Here is an 18,652-nt window from a genome sequence, read left to right on the forward strand (position 1 = left end):
CCACCTAGTATCATCAAGCTTTCATTGATCTCTTTTTCAAAGGCTGCTAGGTTGAATTTTTGTGCCAGGGTAGAACTTGCTCAGGATTTCCTTCCAACTCTTTCCTGCCTTCCCCCAAGCTCTAGCCTGATACAAGCTCATTCCGTATCCGTTTCCAATGCCCTTTGTGGTAATTTCAATCTTCGATCCCGTCACCCGAAAGGTCATATCCGCCGACGGCAACTCCAGCTTTGCAGCGAAAGCCGCTCCAGTCCACGAATAACTTCCATCACTTATCAATGTGCTGTACCCCTGCTTATCTCTGCTTTTGACTTTCAGATTCTTCAACACCAGTTGGTTTGTCTTTACGTTTAGCATCTTGGCCAACTGGCTCTCACTAAAGGTAAAGTGACTTTCAAAGTTAGGGGAATGAACATCAGCTGGACACTTAACAGGAACAAGATAAGGCAAATGTGACCCCAGCTCAACCTTTCCATTTCTAGTCTCCCCTGCGCTCACCCGTGTTAGAAAAGCATCAATAGGTGCATTGTGATAAGTCACAATCAATCCATCCGTTGAGGAGACCGCTTCTCGAAGACGTGTCTCATCCACAGCATATTGGGAAGAGAAAAGGTTCTCCTGTTGCGAATCCGTCAACCACTCCAAGTCGTTCACACCGCTGGTTGTGACGTCAGCCGGATGCTTGCCCTTCCCCTTACCCCCTTGAGTCGCCTGAGTCGCCCGGGTCATCGCCTTCTCTGCATAAGTACGAATCACAACTGCAGCAGCCTGCAGACTTGCCATGGGTGCCGTCGGAGGCATCTGGGCTGCAAGCACGTTTAAGATGTACTGATTCAAGGATACAGCCATCGTTTGGCCATTACTCGCATTGTAGACGGAGATGGTTTTGGCCGCATCTGTGGTATTGTTCCATGAGTTGGCAGCCACTAAGCTAGAGGATACATTTGCAGCAGAGACTGTCCTCGCCCGGTGAATCAACGCCGCCAGTGTTGCCGGAGCAAGCACCACGAGCACAAGACTCACAGCAATGGTGAGCACAATTCTGGCGCGCACACCCATGCGCGCCTTCAACTCCGCAACAATGTGCGACCCAACCTCAAGAAGTCTGCCCGCAGGAGAGCCCAGACCCCCCGTTTGGCGCGACTGCGACCGCCGTCGCACCAGTTGCTCCCGGCTCTCCACACTGCGCCATGCATCCACGCTACGCCAGTCGTACACAGCCTGCCGCCGTTCAGCAGCTCGCCGTCCTGAGAAGATGCGTCGGCCGGCAACAGGGCGTCGTTCATTAACAGACCGCCGCCCGCGAACAGGGCGTCGCTCAGCAACAGGGCGTCGCTCAGCAACAGGGCGCCGTTCAGCAACAGGGCGTTGCTCAGCAACAGGGCGTCGGCCGTCGGGACTGCGATATCGCAGCGACCGACCGGGCGCATACTGCCCGGACCTGGTATCTGCCTGTGCAGTAGATTTATTTTTATGTCCAATTTCCAGGGTAAGATGTGTACGCCGCTTACTTGCGCGTGCTTTAAAGCGAGGAGATTTAGGTGACACGATGCTCGTCCTCCCGGGGTTGTCCATTCTTGAAAAAAGCTGCATTGAGACAACCCTGTTTAAGAACTATGCGGGAGGACCGCAAGATATGTTTTACGAAGACATGCGCTCAGATATGACTTCCGCTTCTTCCTCGTCGATTTCCAAGCGGCGAATTTTCGCCCCAAGCCGCTTAAATTTGCCAACGAGGTTGTCATAGCCTCTGTCGATGTGATTGAGACCCGTAATCTCTGTTTCTCCTTCAGCCATCAATCCGGCGATGACAAGGGCAGCTCCAGCGCGAAGGTCTGACGCCCGGACTTGAGTCCCGCTGAGCTTCTGTACGCCTTCAATCAGAGCTGTGCGGCCCTCAAGTTGTATCTGCGCACCCATGCGCTGTAGTTCTGGAACATGCATGAATCGATTTTCGAACACCGATTCAGTAATAGCACTGGTGCCTTCACATGTGGCAAGCCCGGCCATCATGACAGCCTGTAAATCAGTGGGATACGCAGGATGGTAATGCGTCTTCAAATCAAGTCCCTTCATCCGCCAGTTCAGAGCAGGATAGACACGGATGCCGGAGACTTCGTCATCGATTTGCACGCCGGCTTCTTCCAACTTCGCAATGAGAGACATAAGGTGCTGAGATACTGCATTGTCCACGTATACACCTTTGCCCATAATTGCGCCTGCAATTAAAAAGGTGCCTGCCTCAATCCTATCAGGTATCACCGTATGACTAACACCGGACAAGCTGGATACTCCGTCAATCCGAATGACATCTGTACCGGCGCCCCGCACGCGGGCTCCCATTTTGTTCAGGTAATTTGCGAGATCGACATTTTCCGGCTCTTTGGCTGCATTCTCAATAGTTGTCTGCCCATTTGCTAATGCAGCAGCCATCATGATATTCTGTGTGGCACCCACACTGGGGATGTCCAAATATATCCTGGCACCCTGCAAACCGTTTCTCGGTGCGCGGAAATATACATACCCGTTCTCAATTTTCGTCGTGGCACCCATTGCTTCGAAGCCCTTAATATGTAGGTCCACTGGTCTTTGACCAATGTTGCAACCACCAGGAAGAGCAATCTTCGCTTCACCGAATCTCGACAGTAACGGACCCGCTACTACGAACGAAGCACGCATGCGCCGCACGAGTTGTGCTGGCGGTTCAATACTGTTCACCGTATTTGCACTGATACGGACACTCCCATGCCGCTTTTCCACATAGGCTCCAAGTGCAGCAACCGTATCTGCCATGTGTGTTACATCGAGAAGATCTGGCACATCTTCAATTTGACTCAGTCCGGACTCTGCCAGAAGACTTGCTGCGAGTATGGGAAGGACAGCGTTTTTTGCTCCACTGACACGAACAGTTCCCTCAAGACGGTGTCCGCCTTCGATTATGATTTTCGCCAACGCTCTAACCTCCGTAGTAGTGGCGGCACTTCAGAACAAACTCTGACGACAGCATGCTAGTGTCGCGAACCTGGCATGCCTGGGCCATTAGTGCCTAATACGTGATGGTAATATAAGGGGCACCGACAACAATGTTTGTACGGTGATGCAGGTTATCGTAATGTAGTCCCACCTGCACATTCATGCGTTTTTTGTTGCTCGTGATGTATTGTGCGGATTCTGGACTATATCCGGAGATGCTGGTTACGTTCTTTGTGTCAATACCACCTATGCTTTTTGCGCCAACAGCCGCAAACGCATTGTGAACCACTTGGGTTTTTTGACCGCCACTTATTCTATCATTGCGAATTCCCTTGATACAAGCACTGATTTCGGGCTGTATTCCTCGTTTTGCCTCAGCATTCTTTACCAGTCGATATTCTGCAGTCAATTTCTGCGGTTTATTGGACTGACTGTCTTCACGAATTATCAGAATGGTCTCATTCTGCGCATTCGGAAAGCGAAAACTCGATAAGATAATGGCTACGTTCGAGTGTGCACCCCGCTGTCCATATATTTCGTAAAAATGCTCGTTCTTATCCGCTCTCTTTAAGGTTTTCGCCTTTTGTACAGGTATTTCCTTCTCCAGGCTCAAAGCAATATTTTCTAAACTTTTCTGAGATGTAAAACTACGGTTGAGTTGTGCCCAACTGTGGACCTCAAAAAAGTTCATTTTGGCTCCTGTCCCTGCAAAACTCCGTTCTGCCACGGCTGCCGGACTAAGACTCGGGGAACCTGCCGTCATGGTCATCGGGTTAGCATCCGGCAGGTTCCGAACTGGTGCCTGCGTGCTCTGTCCGAGCACCAAATTAGGTAACAGGTTGATGAAGGCTAGTCCCAGACCGACTGCACTGATAATCCATAGCCATTTCTTCATGACGATTCCTCCCCAGTATCACCTGCTGCGTCCACTCTGACGCTCCGCCCGCTTCTCGAAGGCACAGAGAACACCAGTTGTGGAACATTAGTAGGCGTAAGTAGTTCTGTCTTGCAGTATGGTCAAACGGAGGGGGAAATATACTAGATCTATCAATGTGTATGGGCGAGTTTGCTAGATTCGAATCGGAGAAGGGCCGGGCCTAGGAACGAACGGCCAAAAGGGGCTGGGCGGAGGGTCGGCAGAGGGGCAGAGCATTCAGAGCGTGCCGAACCTGGGGGTGCAGGAGTGCAGAGCATTCAGAGCGTGTCGAACCTGGGGGTGCAGGGCGGCTGGGCGGAGCGTCGACAGGAAATAAGCCTCCCGCAGGAGCTTATTGCCATCATGACAGCCGAGGTTGCAGAAATAGACCCCTGGGAGGAGCTTATCGCAGGTTCAGGGGCCGATCCCAGGTGTGCCGCCAGGTATAAGCTCTTCTCGAGTGCTTATATATGCGTCACACTGATGGATCAGTTGTATAAGCGCTTTTTAAGCGCTTATTTCCACACCCGTTTCTGCCATTCGGACTCTGACCTGTGAAAGGAGACGCATCGAGGGAGCGCTCGGGCGAGGAGGTGCAGGAAATAGGCGGTTCGGAGCGCCTTATGGCCGTCCGTCGGCGGGGCAACTAGCTCCGGCGGGGCAACGGGATCGAAGGTAAAGCAAGCGGATAAGTTCCATTTATCAACGCAAATGAGAGTTACATCCTAAATTCGGAAATTGCTGCGACAGAGGCAGTGATGCAGGCCTTCGGGCCGTCGGATGTGTTCGGTGTCACGGTGGTTAAGGATCCTTTTGCTCCCTAGTACGACACCTGCCAGAGGATAGTGATCGATGGGATCACTATCACCAACAGGCCCTCTACAATAGGGATCCCGTTGCACCCTAACACCCAGGCTCCCGCCCGACGCTCCCCAACTTAGTGTCCATTTATGACACTAATGCCTCGGGCCCGGTGGCATTAGGGAGCTTTGCGATCCCTATTCCATATGCCGTCCGCGGATAGGGATCTTTCCGGACACTAATCGCCTCCCGCCTCCCCGCGCACACCCCCAGCCCGCCCTGTCGGCAGCGGGATCGGCGATAGAGATAGGCAAAAACGTTCCCATTGTCCACTGCAACAGCAGTTGAGTGCGGAGTTGGCGGTCATTAAAGCGGCAAATGTAGTGATGCAGGCGGCCGGGCCGTCGCATTTGTTCGTTGTCACGGTGGTTAAGGATCCTTTTGCTCCCTAGTACGACACCTGCCAGAGGATAGTGATCGATGGGATCACTATCACCAACAGGCCCTCTACAATAGGGATCCCGTTGCACCTTAACACCCAGGCTCCCGCCCGACGCTCCCCAACTTAGTGTCCATTTATGACACTAATGCCTCGGGCCCGGGAGCATTAGGGAGCTTTGCGATCCCTATTCCCTATGCCGTCCGCGGATAGGGATCTTTCCGGACATTAATCGCCCCCAGCCCGCCCTGTCGGCAGCGGGATCGGCGATAGAGATAGGCAAAAACGTTCCCATTGTCCACTGCAACAGCAGTTGAGTGCGGAGTTGGCGGTCATTAAAGCGGCAAATGTAGTGATGCAGGCGTTCAGGCCGTCGCATTTGTTCGCTGTCACGGTGGTTAGTGATCCTTTTGCTCCCTATTACGACACCTGCCAGAGGATAGTGATCGATGGGATCACTGATATGAACGAAGGTGTCAACTACAACTTAGACTCCATGACACTACACCGTTCGAGTACCTAAGTACCGCGTGGCTTGAATTGGAGTGGCTGCCGTGATAGGCTCATTTGCCGCGGCCATTAAGTACTTTATATAGGCTGCCTTGGCTGCAGTCATCACGGCTGCAGAGGCTCCAAGTCAAGCCACTTGAGCTGAAAGACTCGACTCGAAGGCAAAAACTTCTCGACGATGAGCATTCTGATATGCGTGGGTTGGTTACCACATAGTATCTCTCCGTCCAAGGAGCTTCCGACTAACTATTGGCGTGCGTTCGGTGGAGAAAGACTCTCCACGTAGCAACAAGTGATCTGCGTGGGTTCTCCTCTACGGTTTTACACTTTTGCCTTCGAGTCCAATCTTCAAGCCTTTATATCACTTCAAACGGTTATCCCACAGGGCTATGACAACGGCAACTTACTCAGTTACTAGCTACTGAATTCATTTCTTCTTTAGAGATGGCCCACACGAACCCAGCTAACTCTCGGGCAAGTGCAACGATGGCTTTGGTACTAGGCTTACCTCGAGAGAGCAATCGAAGGTATTTACGATGTAAGCGGTCCTGGGCTTTCCAAGAGATACTTTGCACAGAAGGGGACTGCCCTTCCTGTCGCTTTCGAATGTCCCCCTCAATGCAGGTCTATAGCGATAGCTCCAAGCCGCTTCGACGAGTACTCTTCTTAGGTGGGTATTTCCTGTCTTTGTAACTTTCCCTTGACGTCGCACAGGGCCGCTCGATGATTCACTCGGTATTAATCCTGTATATCCCATGAATTGACGGGCAGTCGTAAAGCGACGGAAGTCTCCAACCTCTACAACTAAGGTCACTGCCGTAAGCTCTTTTACACCACGGAGTGTTTGTAGTGCTTGAATGACTGGCTTGTGTGGGCTTTTCATAGCCAGTTCGTGAATTTCTTTTTCCAAGCGTTCAATTCGTTGTGCAATTACAATAATTGCATGTAGATATTCTTGATGTGTCTGTTGTAGAGCTCGGTTCGAAAACTTTAACTGCTGTAGCCAAGCCATATATTTGCTCTTCCACTTTGTCATCTTGGCAGGGGATGTTAAGTCATGACGAAGAAGAAACTTACTCATGCGCTGTCTTGCTCTTAGTAAGTCCTCTTTTGCATCTTCTCTACAGCGCACTAGATCTCGCAGTGCCTCATCGTCTTCGTTCGGGACGTATACCGCTGTGAGCTCCCCTGCTCGGTGTAGATGTGCCAGCTTGATTGCATCTCGACGGTCTGTCTTCACTCGATCTCCAGGTCGTGACGGAATGAGAGACGGGGCGATAACAGAACACTTTACACCCATTTGGGTAAGCATTCTCTGGAGTCCATATCCTAAGGGACCCGCTTCATAACAGACATCCAAATCCTCAGGTTGACCCAACTTCCGAATGAGTTTTCGAATTGCTTCCGGTGTGTTAGGAATAACCCCCCATGACCTTGGTGCATCTCTGCCGGCGTCGGCAACAGCAATAGCAATCGTATCTTTGGACGTGTCTAAACCAACATATTTTGTGTTATCCTGCATAGTATCGGCTCCTTCACAATGTAGCTCTGATTGGTTTTCTGGTTCTCTTACAAATCCAGTATTGCCAATTAACCTACGAAATTGTGACATGGAGCCGACTTCGTTCATGATAACTATCACCAACAGGCCCTCTACAATAGGGATCCCGTTGCACCCTAACACCCAGGCTCCCGCCCGACGCTCCCCAACTTAGTGTCCATTTATGACACTAATGCCCCGGACCCGGGAGCATTAGGGAGCTTTGCGATCCCTATTCCATATGCCGTCCGCGGATAGGGATCTTTTCAGGCACTAATCGCCTCCCGGTTCTCCCGGTCCTCCCGGTCCTCCCGGCCTCCCGGCCTCCCGGAGCCTCGCCGAGCCCCCGGCCCCCGGCAAGGGGCCGGTTGAGTCAGTGCCAGCGCGCAGAACAGAGCGAAGAATAATGGAAACGTAAGGTAGTGCAACATGTTGGGGCAGCCACCTCTAACGAGGGAAAAAATGTAGATGTGGATAAACGGGTCACCCCGTTTATCATCCTTCTTGCGCTTTCTTGGCTTTTTTGCGCTTTCTTATGCTTTCTCATGCTCTTAATCCTTGGCAGGCTGTTGGCGCCTCGGGAGCGCAGTCTGACGGGAGCATACGTAGAGCCTAACCCCTGACTAGAACATGATTTGGACCAACTGAACGGCAAACACGTAGGCGGCGGCTGCCAAACCCAGCACGAATCCTCCCAGCAGGGCAAACAGGAAGCGGAGGAGACGAATGTTGGAGCCAATGGGATCGAACATAAATCTGTCCCATTTAAGAGAACCGAGGGCCCGGTAGGTGATATATATACCAATAAGAAAAGTGATGATGAAAATCATTCCGTCGATGGCGCCGGATACGTTGGAGACGATGAGATTGGATTGCAGCATGATACTTGACACTCCTTTTGGGACGTGCGCTTTGAAGAAGCTTACGGACATTATCATACCAAAAAAGCGCTCCACAGAGATGAGTCTGTGGAGCGCTGAGCAAAACCTGTACCTGGCATAAGCCTATACCTGACATAAACCTGTATCTGGCATAAGCCTAGGGCCACTGCGCAAAGTGCTGCAGCGGATACATGAGTAAATCTGGTGCGAGTCCGAGCACCAGTGTGCCTGCGATACAGAGCCCTAACAGGGTGGTCATAACGCCTCCGACTGGGATGCGTGCTACTGCTACGCCTTCGCTGTCACGGTGGTAAACCTTTCGCAGCCAGCCGAGGTAGTAGTAGAACGAAATGACACTGGTTCCGAACAGGACAATGCCGAGCCAGAGGTAGTGCAAGTGCAGGGTTTCCGTAAAGATGTAAAACTTACCAAGGAAGCCTGCGGTCAGAGGCATACCGGCGAGAGACAGAACGAATATGGTCAGTGCTCCGGCCAGCCAAGGTGATCGCTTGTACAAGCCCACCAAAGCCTCATCATCAACGGAGCCGCGATTGCGCGACACCACAGAAACCACTGCGAAGGCACCGACAGTCATAAAGGTGTATGCGAACAGATAAAACGCAATGCTGCTAAACAGGCCGTTCCAATCGAGCTGAGAGGCGGTGCCAATCAAAGCGAATGGAATGAAAATGTAGCCGGCTTGGGCAACACTGGAGAATGCCAACAGTCGTTTCATGTTTCGTTGCGGCAGAGCCACAATGTTTCCTACAAACATGGTTACAGCGGCAAGGATTGCTGCCCAGAAGAACATATGCGGCGCAACCTTGAAGAATCCAAATAGCAGAATGCGAAGCAGCATGACAAATGCTGCTGATTTCGCAAGTGTGGCTAAAAATGCGCTAACAGGGGATGCTGCCCCGTCATAGGCATCGGGCGTCCACATGTGAAAGGGAACGAGGGAAAGTTTGAATCCCATGCCCATTAGCATCAACACAAAGGACAGGACGACGATGGGTCCGTAGTTGCCGAATAAGGAGGGGCCCATTTGTGATGCCAACTGCACTAAGTCGGTCGTTCCGGTCAATCCGTAGATAAAGGACATGCCGTACAGGAGTGTGGCAGAACCAATCGATCCCATAATGAGATACTTGATACCGCCTTCCACTGCTCTGACGGACTGCTTTCTTACTGCAACGAGTACGTAGCTTGAAACGGACAAGAGTTCCAGTCCTACATAGAGTGCAATTAAATCGTATGCGGTTGCCATGGTCAGGGCACCTGCCACAGCAAACAGCAAGAGATAAGTGTGTTCTGCCGCAATCTTCTTGTGTCCCGTATAGTCAAGTGTAAACAGGAGGACAAGGAATGCAGTAAGCAATATCAGGATGGTAAAGACACTGGACATGCCATCCGCGATGATTGTATTCAGCAGAAAACTGCTTTTTGGATTATAAGGCACGCTAAAGTGCTGTATGGCTGGCACAAAGGCCACGACGACACCCAGCAGGGAGATGAGCGTCAGCCAGCGCCGCGAACCGTTGCGAAACAGAAACTCCAAAATCATGACGACAAACGCCGTTATGACAATTACCAACAAGGGGCCCATGGTCGACCAGTAGGGTTGATGGAGCATATTTGTCATCTGCTTAACCCCCTATCCCGAGTAGCGTTTTGACCGATAGGCCAAAGAATTGCCCAATGACATGCGGGTAAACACCAATGACCAGCACCAACGCAGTGAGGACAACCGTCGGCACCAACTCCGATACGGTCGCATCACTTAACCTACCGTAGGCTCTCCGCAACGGGCCGAATGTAGTTCTTTGAATTGCATAGAGCAGGTACACCGCAGACAAGATGATACCGCCGATGCCGACGAAGGACACCGCCGGAAACTGGGCGAAACCGCCTATAAACGCCTGAATCTCACTGATGAAGCCGCTGGTTAGAGGCAAGCCGAGCGAGCCAAGCGCTGCAAACAGGAGGAATCCGGAAATGCGGGGCATCGTTTTGGAGAGCCCGCCGAGATCGTCCATGTTTGAAGTGGTGGTACGCTCTTCGATGCTTCCAGTCAGCAAGAACAGCATGGCCGTTAACAGACCTGATGAGACAATCATGAACATTGCCCCTTGCAGACCGGCGGCATTCAGTGCAGCTATTCCGAGCAGTACAATGCCCATGTGACTAATTCCGCCGAAAGCAATCAGCCGACGCCAACCTTTTGCCGCCCAGGCTGCAAATGCGCCGTAGAGAATGTTGATAATCCCGAGAATGGCGATGAGCATGCCGAAGTGGTGAACTTGATCGTGCATCATCCCAACACCGATTCGAAGGAGAACATAGGCGCCTGTCTTTGTCAGGATTCCGCCAAGCAACATATTTGTGGGCGTATCGGCCTGTTCATGTGCGTCGGGCAACCAGGTGTGAAGGGGCACGAAAGCCTCTTCGATGAAAACACCGAGCAACAAGACGATGAACAGTGCTGAACGCCAGCCGCCTGCAAACCAGGAGGCGTGCTTGGCAGCTGCAGCCGTCAGTGCCGGAATACTGAAGGTCAGTGTGCCAGTGTGAGCTTGTGCAGACAGAGCACCCGCTGTTCCGTAGGCGAGTGCAATGAAGACAACCAGTAAAGCCACTGTGGCGAATCCGCGATAGATAAGAAACTTGAAAGCGACAGGTCGGCGATTTTCGCCGCCAAAGAGAAAGATGAGAAAGAACGTGGAAAACAGCGACAATTCAAGTCCCAGCAGAAAGGCAAACAGCCCTTGAGCTGTAAAGACTCCGAGCACACCGGCCACTGCCAACTGCATCCACAAATAATAGCTTTTCTCGTGTTGTCCAGCGTGGTTCTTTGCCATGAGAGCCAACAGTGCTACAAACACTGTCAATGTCACCAGAGGCAGCGACAGGCCGTCTACACCAAACAACAGTCCGATACTAAGCCCTTTACCCTGCCACATAAACGGGAGAGTAAACCATGTGTGCAACCCGCTGACCAGTTGCGCTCCCTTGGTAGTGAAGCTAAATTGACCCCAAGCCACAAAGGTGAGAATGAATGCAACGACCGTACCAAGCCACGCCAGTCCGCGATACATACCCGGCGCGAGTTTCGGAAGGATGAGTATCAGCGCCGCAGCCAAGAGGGGGGCTGCTACAATCCATGATACAAGACCCATTAGAAAACACCCCCTACTCGTAACATGGCCACCGCAATAATGATGAACAGGCCAAACACTGCAACCATGCTGTAGGTCTGAATCTGACCGGTCTGCGTGTACTTAAAGCCGAGACCGAGAATATATGTTGCGCGCGAGACCAGCTTAACGATGCCGTCAATGATGTATCTGTCGACGATGTCCACAGCAGCACCAATGAACTTACCAGTGGCAACTACAATGGCGTAGTAGATTTCGTCCAAGTAGAACTTTCGGAAAGAAAGTTTGTACAGCGGACCCATCCCTTTCGCCATCTTCTGCGGATTGATTGCAGGACGCCAGTACATGATGGCGGCTAAGCCGATGCCAAGCAAACCGACAACCACACTAAACACCATCAAACCAAGGCTGTCAGGCTCAGTGAATCCCATGGTGCCGCTGGCAAAATCGTGAAACAGGTATTTCTGGAGACCGTAGTTGTTGAGCGGCGAATTGAAGAAACCTGCAATGGTCGCCATCACTGCCAGCAGAACCAGCGGTAATTTCATCACCCAAGAGCCCTCATGTGCATGTTCGTAGGCTTCCTTGTTCCGCGGCTCCCCCGTAAACGTGAGGAAGAAAACACGGAAAATATAGAAGGAAGTGAAGAACGCTGCAATCAAGCCAAACCAGTAAAGCACAGGATGTCCGGTGTGAAGAGCTGCCGCAAGAATGCTGTCTTTCGACCAGAAGCCTGCAAACGGTACAATCCCGCCAAGAGCCAATGCACCGGCAAGGAAGGACCATTTTGTAACCGGAAGTTTCTTGCCTAACCCGCCCATCTCGAACAGGTCTTGAGTATCAACGGCGTGTATGACAGAGCCAGCCGCAAGGAACAACAGTGACTTGAAGAATGCGTGTGTCATTAAGTGAAACACACCGTATGCGTATGCGCCAACCCCAAGGGCCATCATCATGTAACCCAATTGAGAGACGGTTGAATAAGCAATCACGCGCTTGATGTCGTGTTGTGTCAAAGCAATAATCGATGCCATCAACGCGGTAATTCCGCCAATCCAGGCGACGGTCATGGTTGCTCCGGTGCTGGCGTGGAAGAGCGGATAAACCCGTGCCACCAGATACACACCTGCTGCCACCATCGTAGCGGCGTGAATCAAAGCGGACACTGGCGTCGGGCCTTCCATAGCGTCCGGCAGCCAGACATGCAGCGGAAACTGAGCTGATTTACCCACAGCACCGACGAAAATCAAAATGGCAGACAGTGTAACCATTTGGCCGCTGGAGATCCACATGTGTCCATTCACGGTCAAAGCCAACTGTCCGGCTGACGCTGCCTGGAAAATGTGGCTGTAATCAAAGGAACCGCTGGCAATAAACAGCAAGATGATTCCTGCGAAAAAGCCCGTATCTCCGATGCGCGTAACAATGAAAGACTTCTTTGCTGCAAGAGCAGCTTCCGGTTTGAAGTACCAAAAGCCCACTAATAAATAGGAGCAAAGCCCGACCATTTCCCAGAATATGTAGAGCTGAAGAAGGTTGGGCGAGATAACAAGTGCCAACATTGAAAAGACAAACAAGTTTAAGTACTGGTAGAACACTGGAAAACGGTCATCCTTGTGCATGTAGCCAATGGAGAACAGGAGTACCAGTGTACTGACCGCGGTTACCACCAGGAGCATCAGGGCGTTCAGATGCGTCACCTGAAATCCGACGCTCAAATGCGTTGCTCCGATGTTCAGCCATGGAAACCTATACGTCGCGTTGGGTCCCGATCCGAGCGAGACGAACACACCAATACTGATGAGGAACGATATGAACGTCAACAACACGGATGTACCGGCCACGATTCCCTCGGACGCCCGGCGGCCCAATAAGAGCAGGAATACATAGGCCACTAACGGCAGCAATGGGACGAGCCATGCGTACTGTACCATAAATCCACCCCTCTTCGGACTTACTCCTGGGTTCTCTTAACGAAATCCGGGGCCTTTTAAACCTCTAAGACAAAGGCTTAGAACTTTGCAAAGCCCTCAAACTCGGCGAGCCCCCACATTCTGTCCGTTCTGTCACTCTTGTCCTAACACTCACAGTTTCCTTTGACCTGCGCGAGTTAGTGACGTTCCACATCCAAGTCCTCGACGTGAGTCGTCCTACGCAGCCGGAAGATAGCCAGAATCAGTGCCAGACCAACAGCAACTTCGGCAGCGGCCACTGTTATTGTGAACAGCGTAAAAATTTGGCCGTCAAGATTGGGGCTGACACCTAGTCGTGAAAAAGTGACCAGATTGATGTTTGCTGCATTCAGCATCAACTCGACCGACACGAGCACCATAATGAGGTTCCGTTTGGACAGAGCGCCGTAGAGCCCTATACAGAATAGAATTGCGCCAAGTCCCAATAGCGATCCCGTTGGGATATGAATTGCACCGGCTCCCCCCATGTCACTCTTCCTCCTTTCGGCTTTGCGCCAGAACGACGGCTCCAACCAATGCGACAATCAGAAGCAGCGAGACCAGTTCGAAAGGAATCACGTAGTGCGTGAACATGGTTTGGCCAATTGCCATGGTGTTGGAAATGCCTTTCCCGCCGTTAATATTCACATTGGGATTCCCCTGCGGCCATGACTGGGACCGGATGACCAGCAACAGCGTGACACCGAGCAGAAAGCTGAACAGTGCGCTGGCCACATTCCTGGCTGTCCATTTCGTCGGCGGCTCAACCGCTTCATGATTGGTGAGCATAATAGCAAACATTATCAGGATGGTTATAGCCCCTGCGTAAATCAGAATTTGCGCAATGCCTACAAAGGAAGCACCAAGCAACAAATAGATGGCAGAGCAGCCAATGAACACACCACCGATGGAAACCGCCATATAGATGACTTTACGAACTGAAAGCAATGCTACAGCGCAAGCCAAAATTCCTAGGGAAATAATGAAAAACGCAATCATCGGTCCGTGCCAAAACATTAGGCGTCACCTGCTTTCTCCGGTTCTGGTTTTGTTTCAAACCGATCCGGGTGGTTACGCTCGTAGGAAAGTTCGTTATCATACAGCCAGTGCATGTTCAAGTACAAGTCGTCTCTGTCATAGGTTGCCAGTTCAAAAGTATCCGACATCAAGACAGATTCAGTCGGACAGACATCCGTACAGAGGCTGCAAAGAATACAGATATCGAAGTTGATATCGTAGGTATCAATGCGCATCTTTTTGTCGTCACCGCGAGTCCCTGACAGTGAGATACAGTCGGTGGGACAAATGCGAGCACACTGGTTACAAACAATACACAACTCCGGAATGAAGCGGTGTACACCGCGAAACCGTTCTGGCCACTCCGGCTTTACTTCCGGATACTGCAGGGTGACCTTCTTCTTTGGCAGTTGGCTGAGAGTAACACCGAGGCCCTTCAAAAACCCAAACATTAGATTCACCCCGTTCACTTGCTAGTCTGTACTGCGGCATTCCCGGCTGTGTCAGCCCGGCTTGGAAAGCCGTCAGAAAAAGAACTGTTTAATCACGGCTGTAAGAACCAAGTTTATGAGAGACAGAGGCAGCAAAATCTTCCAACTAAAGCTCATGAGTTGATCGGCTCGGATACGCGGCATCGTTGCTTGCACCCAGAACTGGAACAAGATGTACGCCATTGCCTTAATCGCAAACCACAGCCAACCCGGAAGCCAGGGTCCGCTCCAGCCGCCGAGGAACAGTGTAGTGGCCAATCCGGCCATTGCAAACAAATAGGTATACTCTGTAAGCATGAAGAACGCAAACCGGAATCCACTGTATTCAACATGGTAACCGGCTACCAACTCTGATTCTGCTTCAGGCAAGTCGAAAGGCGTACGGTTCAGTTCAGCAGTAGACGCAACCATGAAAATACAGAAGCCGAGGAACTGCGGAACAACATACCACCAGCCTTTTGCCTGACCCATAATGATGTCGTTCAGATTCAGCGAACCCGACATCAGAATGACGCCAACAATAGACATGCCTAACGGAATTTCGTAACTAATCATCTGTGCTGCGGAACGCATGCCACCGATGAGCGCGTATTTATTGTTGGACGCCCAGCCGCCGAGCATAACCCCATGAATGGTGATGGCGGACAGAGCGATGTAGTAGAGAACGCCGATGCTAAGGTCGGCCGTAAAGACATGGTGTCGTGAAAACGGGATAATTGCCAACACCATAAAAGCAGGTACGTACGCAAGAATTGGTGCAAGCAGGAACAGGAATCGGTCAGCTTTGTCGGGAATAATATCCTCTTTGATGAGCAATTTGAGTATGTCTGCAAACGATTGGAATAGTCCCCACGGACCGACCCGGTTGGGACCAATGCGTCCCTGAATCCAGCCAATAAACTTTCTCTGTCCGTAAATTGAATAGGCGACGACGCCAAGGGACAGAAGCAGCACAAGAACGGCGCCAATAATCATTGCGATTGCCGAACTCCACTGTAATGGATGGGTACTCCATGACCACATTAGGCATCGACCTCCCCAAGAACAATGTCAATGGCGCCGAGAATTGCAATGACGTTGGACATGCTCTGCCCCTGCAACAACTTCCGCAGAATTTGTAGATTAACAAAGGATGGCTTTCTGATTTTCAAGCGATAAGGTTTGTCTTTTCCTTCAGAGACAATGTAGAAGCCCAACTCACCTTTCGCGCCTTCGATGCCGGTGTAGTATTCACCCTTGGGAACACGAATCATCTTCGGAACTTTTCCAAGGGTTGGACCCGATTCCGGAATCTGCGCGACAGCCTGTTCCACAATCCGCAGGGACTGGTGCATCTCAAGCATGTGCAAGTAGTACCTGTCGAAGCAGTCACCATTCTTGCCAACTGGAATCTCAAAATCAAAGCGGTCGTAAATGCTGTAAGGCTTATTTCGACGCAAGTCCCATTTTAGTCCGGTACAACGCAGGTTGATACCGCTGAGACTGTAAGCAAGAGCGGTATCTGTGTCGTAAACACCGATACCCCGCGTCCGGTTTAGGAAGATTTCATTGCCAGTAATGAGATCGTCGTACATCTTCAGCTTTTCACGCATGAACGGCACGAATTCCCGAACCTCGTCAATCCATCCTGGAGGTGCGTCCTGACGGACTCCGCCGACTCGAACGTAGTTGTACGTAAGGCGCGCTCCAGAAATCTCATTGAATAACTGAACAATGCGTTCACGTTCCTGAAACACATACAGGAATGGACTCATGGCGCCCAAATCCAACAAATATGCACCGACGAACAAGAGATGGGACGCAATGCGCTGCAATTCCATGACAATAATCCGGATGTATTCAGCACGCTCCGGAATCTCCACTTCCATGGCTTCCTCAACCGTACGGCAGAGAGAATAGTTGTTTAACATTGCCGCCAGGTAGTCGAGTCTGTCCGTGTAGGGGATAATCTGCGTATACTGCAGATCCTCAGCAAGCTTTTCGGTGCCTCTGTGGAGGTAGCCGACAACGGGATCGGCGTCCACAATTTCTTCACCGTTTAACTTCACAACCAGCCGAAATACACCGTGCGTACTCGGGTGCTGTGGACCGACGTTAAGCAGCATCTCTTCTTCGCGAAGGGTGTTTCCTTCATCAATTAGAGCCATGTTCGTTCCTCCTCTCTCTGCTTTTAGCCCCACTCGTCGTAGTCTTTGCGCAGAGGATGTCCTTCAAACTCATCCCACATCATGATGCGACGCAAGTCTGGGTGCCCAGTAAACTTCACACCAACCAGGTCATAGATTTCCCGTTCCTCCCAATTCACACCGGGATGAGCTGAGACGAGAGAGGGAACTTCGGCTGTTTCCTTATCCGTGCGCGTCTTCAGGCAGATAAAGTGACCCATCTCCGTAGATTGAACGAAAATGACGGTCTCGAGGAAATCCGGATAGTCTGTTCCCGCCATACATTCCACGTAATTTAACAGCCAGTTGTCAGCCGTGCGCAGATAGTCTACAGCCTTCAGCCAATAGGTTTTATTAATCACCAACATTGGCTTGAATTTTGCCGCACCCGTTTCTTCCACAACGTCTTCCCCAAACTGCGAGACCAAATCCTTTTTGATTTGCTCAGCAGTTTCTTTCGCCGCGACTTCTCTTGGGTCTGGCGGTTTTGGCTCCGCTTTCTTCTTGGCAGCAGCTGCCTTTCCCGCAGGCTTTGCTGCTGCAGCAGGTTTCTTCGGAGTCGCAGGCTTCTTTTCACCGTCGGCATCTGCGCCGACAGATTCTTGTTTTTGAACTTTGGCATCAGCCGTTTCTGTCTGTTTTGGTTGTGCAGGTTCTGATTTCGCCGTGTCTGTGTCCTTGTCCGTTTTGGCTGCAGACGCTTTCGTCACGGACTCATCGCTTGAGCCCTGTTCGTTTGCAGACTGCTCGCTTGCAGATTGCTCGTTTGCGGACTGCTCCCTCTTCTCCTCGTCGCTCATGTACGGCTCACCCGCTTCCCGCGTGCCTCCATGCGAATCTTGTCTTGAAGCATGTTGAGGCCGTACATCAGGGCCGGTGGCGATGGCGGACAGCCCGGAATATACACATCAACCGGCACAATCTGGTCAACGCCTTTGACCACTGAGTAGCTTTTCACATAGGGACCGCCTGCTGTAGCGCAGACGCCCATGGAAACAACCCACTTTGGCTCAGCCATCTGGTCATACAACCGCTTGAGCAAAGGCCCCATCTTCTTGGTAACGGTACCTGCGACAATCATGACGTCCGAGTGACGCGGTGAAGCTCGAAAGATGATTCCGAAGCGGTCCAAGTCGTAGTGAGACGCACCAGTACCCATCATTTCGATGGCACAACAGGCTAAGCCGAAGGTCAGCGGCCACAGGCTGTTGCTTCTTGCCCAACCTTTAATTTGTTCCAGCGAGTTGACAATAACGCCTGACTGCCTAAGTTGTGCATTTTCCTCTGGGGTAAAACCCTCGTACTCGAAACCAGGAAGCTGGTTGGCTCTTGTCAGGTCCATTCGAGCACCTTCTTTCTCCACGCGTAGATGAGACCAATGACAAGCATCAAGATGAAAATCAGCATCTCAGTCAACGCAAATAGACCGAGCTTATGGAAGCTGACGGCCCAAGGGTAAAGAAACAAAATTTCCACATCGAAAACCACGAACATAAGAGCAAACAAATAGTAGCGCGCATTATAGCGCACATGGGCATCGCCAACCGGCTCAAGACCGCTTTCGTACGTACTGTACTTTTCCGGACTGGGTTTCTTCGGCCGCAAGAGCGGACCCAAAACCCACAGAGCAGCGACCGGCAACAAAATACCCAGCAGGATGAACAAGACCACGAACAGATACCCGTTCCAATAGTGGAACATCGCGTTCCCTCCAGGCTGGCCAAGGATGTCGGACCGGCGAAGCGCGTGGATTAACACCAGACCAGCACGTGTGGAACCCTTTGCGCTTTGCCGATTCATATAGAATTATAG

At 51.4% G+C, this 18,652-nt stretch carries 17 protein-coding genes; 1 reads left to right on the forward strand and 16 read right to left on the reverse strand.

Going from position 1 to position 18,652, the window contains the following annotated elements; all coding sequences use genetic code 11:
* Positions 1 to 36: 36 nt before the first annotated feature.
* The 3 genes from GI364_RS23180 to GI364_RS23190 all read right to left on the reverse strand — a co-directional run bounded on the left by GI364_RS23180 (position 37) and on the right by GI364_RS23190 (position 3,868).
* Entirely contained in the window at positions 37 to 1,548 is a 1,512-nt protein-coding gene (locus GI364_RS23180; protein ID WP_198851525.1) for a SpoIID/LytB domain-containing protein, read from the reverse strand.
* 93 nt (positions 1,549 to 1,641) lie between these two features.
* Positions 1,642 to 2,952, reverse strand: a complete 1,311-nt coding sequence (murA, locus tag GI364_RS23185) for a UDP-N-acetylglucosamine 1-carboxyvinyltransferase (RefSeq protein WP_198851526.1) — start codon at positions 2,950 to 2,952, stop codon at positions 1,642 to 1,644.
* A 94-nt stretch (positions 2,953 to 3,046) separates the two neighbouring features.
* Positions 3,047 to 3,868, reverse strand: coding sequence for a YwmB family TATA-box binding protein (locus GI364_RS23190; RefSeq protein WP_198851527.1), 822 nt, complete (start codon positions 3,866 to 3,868; stop codon positions 3,047 to 3,049).
* A gap of 288 nt (positions 3,869 to 4,156) precedes the next feature.
* Between GI364_RS23190 and GI364_RS23195 the strand changes: the two genes are divergently transcribed.
* Positions 4,157 to 4,447 carry a hypothetical protein gene (locus GI364_RS23195; protein ID WP_198851528.1) on the forward strand — a complete coding sequence of 97 codons (291 nt, stop codon included), beginning with the start codon at positions 4,157 to 4,159 and terminating at the stop codon, positions 4,445 to 4,447.
* A 1,655-nt stretch (positions 4,448 to 6,102) separates the two neighbouring features.
* Here the strand turns inward: GI364_RS23195 and GI364_RS23200 are convergent.
* The 13 genes from GI364_RS23200 to GI364_RS23260 form a co-directional block, all read right to left on the reverse strand.
* Positions 6,103 to 7,161: an IS110 family RNA-guided transposase gene (locus GI364_RS23200; RefSeq protein WP_233095928.1), complete on the reverse strand. Its 1,059-nt coding sequence runs from the start codon at positions 7,159 to 7,161 to the stop codon at positions 6,103 to 6,105.
* Positions 7,162 to 7,802: 641 nt separating this feature from the next.
* Positions 7,803 to 8,060: a DUF1146 family protein gene (locus GI364_RS23205; protein ID WP_198851529.1), complete on the reverse strand. Its 258-nt coding sequence runs from the start codon at positions 8,058 to 8,060 to the stop codon at positions 7,803 to 7,805.
* 157 nt (positions 8,061 to 8,217) lie between these two features.
* Entirely contained in the window at positions 8,218 to 9,702 is a 1,485-nt protein-coding gene (locus GI364_RS23210; RefSeq protein WP_198851530.1) for an NADH-quinone oxidoreductase subunit N, read from the reverse strand.
* 4 nt (positions 9,703 to 9,706) lie between these two features.
* Positions 9,707 to 11,236 (reverse strand): complex I subunit 4 family protein, encoded by a 1,530-nt coding sequence (locus GI364_RS23215; RefSeq protein ID WP_198851531.1) that lies wholly within the window; start codon positions 11,234 to 11,236, stop codon positions 9,707 to 9,709.
* On the reverse strand, positions 11,236 to 13,149 hold the full coding sequence (nuoL, locus tag GI364_RS23220; protein ID WP_198851532.1) for an NADH-quinone oxidoreductase subunit L: 1,914 nt from the start codon (positions 13,147 to 13,149) through the stop codon (positions 11,236 to 11,238). The genes GI364_RS23215 and nuoL overlap by 1 nt, the downstream gene beginning before the upstream one ends.
* 176 nt (positions 13,150 to 13,325) lie before the next feature.
* Entirely contained in the window at positions 13,326 to 13,655 is a 330-nt protein-coding gene (nuoK, locus tag GI364_RS23225) for an NADH-quinone oxidoreductase subunit NuoK (RefSeq protein WP_198851533.1), read from the reverse strand.
* A 1-nt stretch (position 13,656) separates the two neighbouring features.
* Entirely contained in the window at positions 13,657 to 14,184 is a 528-nt protein-coding gene (locus GI364_RS23230) for an NADH-quinone oxidoreductase subunit J (RefSeq protein ID WP_198851534.1), read from the reverse strand.
* A complete protein-coding gene (locus tag GI364_RS23235; protein ID WP_198851535.1) occupies positions 14,184 to 14,636 on the reverse strand; it encodes a NuoI/complex I 23 kDa subunit family protein in 453 nt (150 codons plus the stop codon). The genes GI364_RS23230 and GI364_RS23235 overlap by 1 nt, the downstream gene beginning before the upstream one ends.
* 72 nt (positions 14,637 to 14,708) lie before the next feature.
* Positions 14,709 to 15,698, reverse strand: coding sequence for an NADH-quinone oxidoreductase subunit NuoH (gene nuoH / locus GI364_RS23240; RefSeq protein ID WP_198851536.1), 990 nt, complete (start codon positions 15,696 to 15,698; stop codon positions 14,709 to 14,711).
* The gene (locus tag GI364_RS23245; protein ID WP_198851537.1) at positions 15,698 to 16,822 is read right to left on the reverse strand and encodes an NADH-quinone oxidoreductase subunit D; all 1,125 of its coding nucleotides are present in this window, start codon (positions 16,820 to 16,822) and stop codon (positions 15,698 to 15,700) included. Before GI364_RS23245 ends, nuoH begins: the two co-directional genes overlap by 1 nt.
* A gap of 23 nt (positions 16,823 to 16,845) precedes the next feature.
* On the reverse strand, positions 16,846 to 17,640 hold the full coding sequence (locus GI364_RS23250) for an NADH-quinone oxidoreductase subunit C (protein WP_198851538.1): 795 nt from the start codon (positions 17,638 to 17,640) through the stop codon (positions 16,846 to 16,848).
* The gene (locus GI364_RS23255) at positions 17,637 to 18,182 is read right to left on the reverse strand and encodes a NuoB/complex I 20 kDa subunit family protein (RefSeq protein ID WP_198851539.1); all 546 of its coding nucleotides are present in this window, start codon (positions 18,180 to 18,182) and stop codon (positions 17,637 to 17,639) included. The genes GI364_RS23250 and GI364_RS23255 overlap by 4 nt, the downstream gene beginning before the upstream one ends.
* Complete coding sequence (locus tag GI364_RS23260) at positions 18,173 to 18,541, reverse strand: NADH-quinone oxidoreductase subunit A (RefSeq protein WP_198851540.1); 369 nt, start codon at positions 18,539 to 18,541, stop codon at positions 18,173 to 18,175. The genes GI364_RS23255 and GI364_RS23260 overlap by 10 nt, the downstream gene beginning before the upstream one ends.
* Between the last annotated feature and the right edge of the window lie 111 nt (positions 18,542 to 18,652).

This window comes from Alicyclobacillus sp. SO9 (assembly GCF_016406125.1).
GTDB lineage: Bacteria > Bacillota > Bacilli > Alicyclobacillales > Alicyclobacillaceae > SO9.

What these genes read in the sequence shown, in the direction of transcription:
- GI364_RS23190 (WP_198851527.1), bottom strand. Translation starts at nt 3,868, where the DNA reads ATGAAGAAATGGCTATGGATTATCAGTGCAGTCGGTCTGGGACTAGCC.
- GI364_RS23200 (WP_233095928.1), bottom strand. Translation starts at nt 7,161, where the DNA reads ATGCAGGATAACACAAAATATGTTGGTTTAGACACGTCCAAAGATACG.
- GI364_RS23205 (WP_198851529.1), bottom strand. Translation starts at nt 8,060, where the DNA reads ATGCTGCAATCCAATCTCATCGTCTCCAACGTATCCGGCGCCATCGAC.
- GI364_RS23210 (WP_198851530.1), bottom strand. Translation starts at nt 9,702, where the DNA reads ATGACAAATATGCTCCATCAACCCTACTGGTCGACCATGGGCCCCTTG.
- GI364_RS23215 (WP_198851531.1), bottom strand. Translation starts at nt 11,236, where the DNA reads ATGGGTCTTGTATCATGGATTGTAGCAGCCCCCCTCTTGGCTGCGGCG.
- nuoL (WP_198851532.1), bottom strand. Translation starts at nt 13,149, where the DNA reads ATGGTACAGTACGCATGGCTCGTCCCATTGCTGCCGTTAGTGGCCTAT.
- nuoK (WP_198851533.1), bottom strand. Translation starts at nt 13,655, where the DNA reads ATGGGGGGAGCCGGTGCAATTCATATCCCAACGGGATCGCTATTGGGA.
- GI364_RS23230 (WP_198851534.1), bottom strand. Translation starts at nt 14,184, where the DNA reads ATGTTTTGGCACGGACCGATGATTGCGTTTTTCATTATTTCCCTAGGA.
- GI364_RS23235 (WP_198851535.1), bottom strand. Translation starts at nt 14,636, where the DNA reads ATGTTTGGGTTTTTGAAGGGCCTCGGTGTTACTCTCAGCCAACTGCCA.
- nuoH (WP_198851536.1), bottom strand. Translation starts at nt 15,698, where the DNA reads ATGTGGTCATGGAGTACCCATCCATTACAGTGGAGTTCGGCAATCGCA.
- GI364_RS23245 (WP_198851537.1), bottom strand. Translation starts at nt 16,822, where the DNA reads ATGGCTCTAATTGATGAAGGAAACACCCTTCGCGAAGAAGAGATGCTG.
- GI364_RS23250 (WP_198851538.1), bottom strand. Translation starts at nt 17,640, where the DNA reads ATGAGCGACGAGGAGAAGAGGGAGCAGTCCGCAAACGAGCAATCTGCA.
- GI364_RS23255 (WP_198851539.1), bottom strand. Translation starts at nt 18,182, where the DNA reads ATGGACCTGACAAGAGCCAACCAGCTTCCTGGTTTCGAGTACGAGGGT.
- GI364_RS23260 (WP_198851540.1), bottom strand. Translation starts at nt 18,541, where the DNA reads ATGTTCCACTATTGGAACGGGTATCTGTTCGTGGTCTTGTTCATCCTG.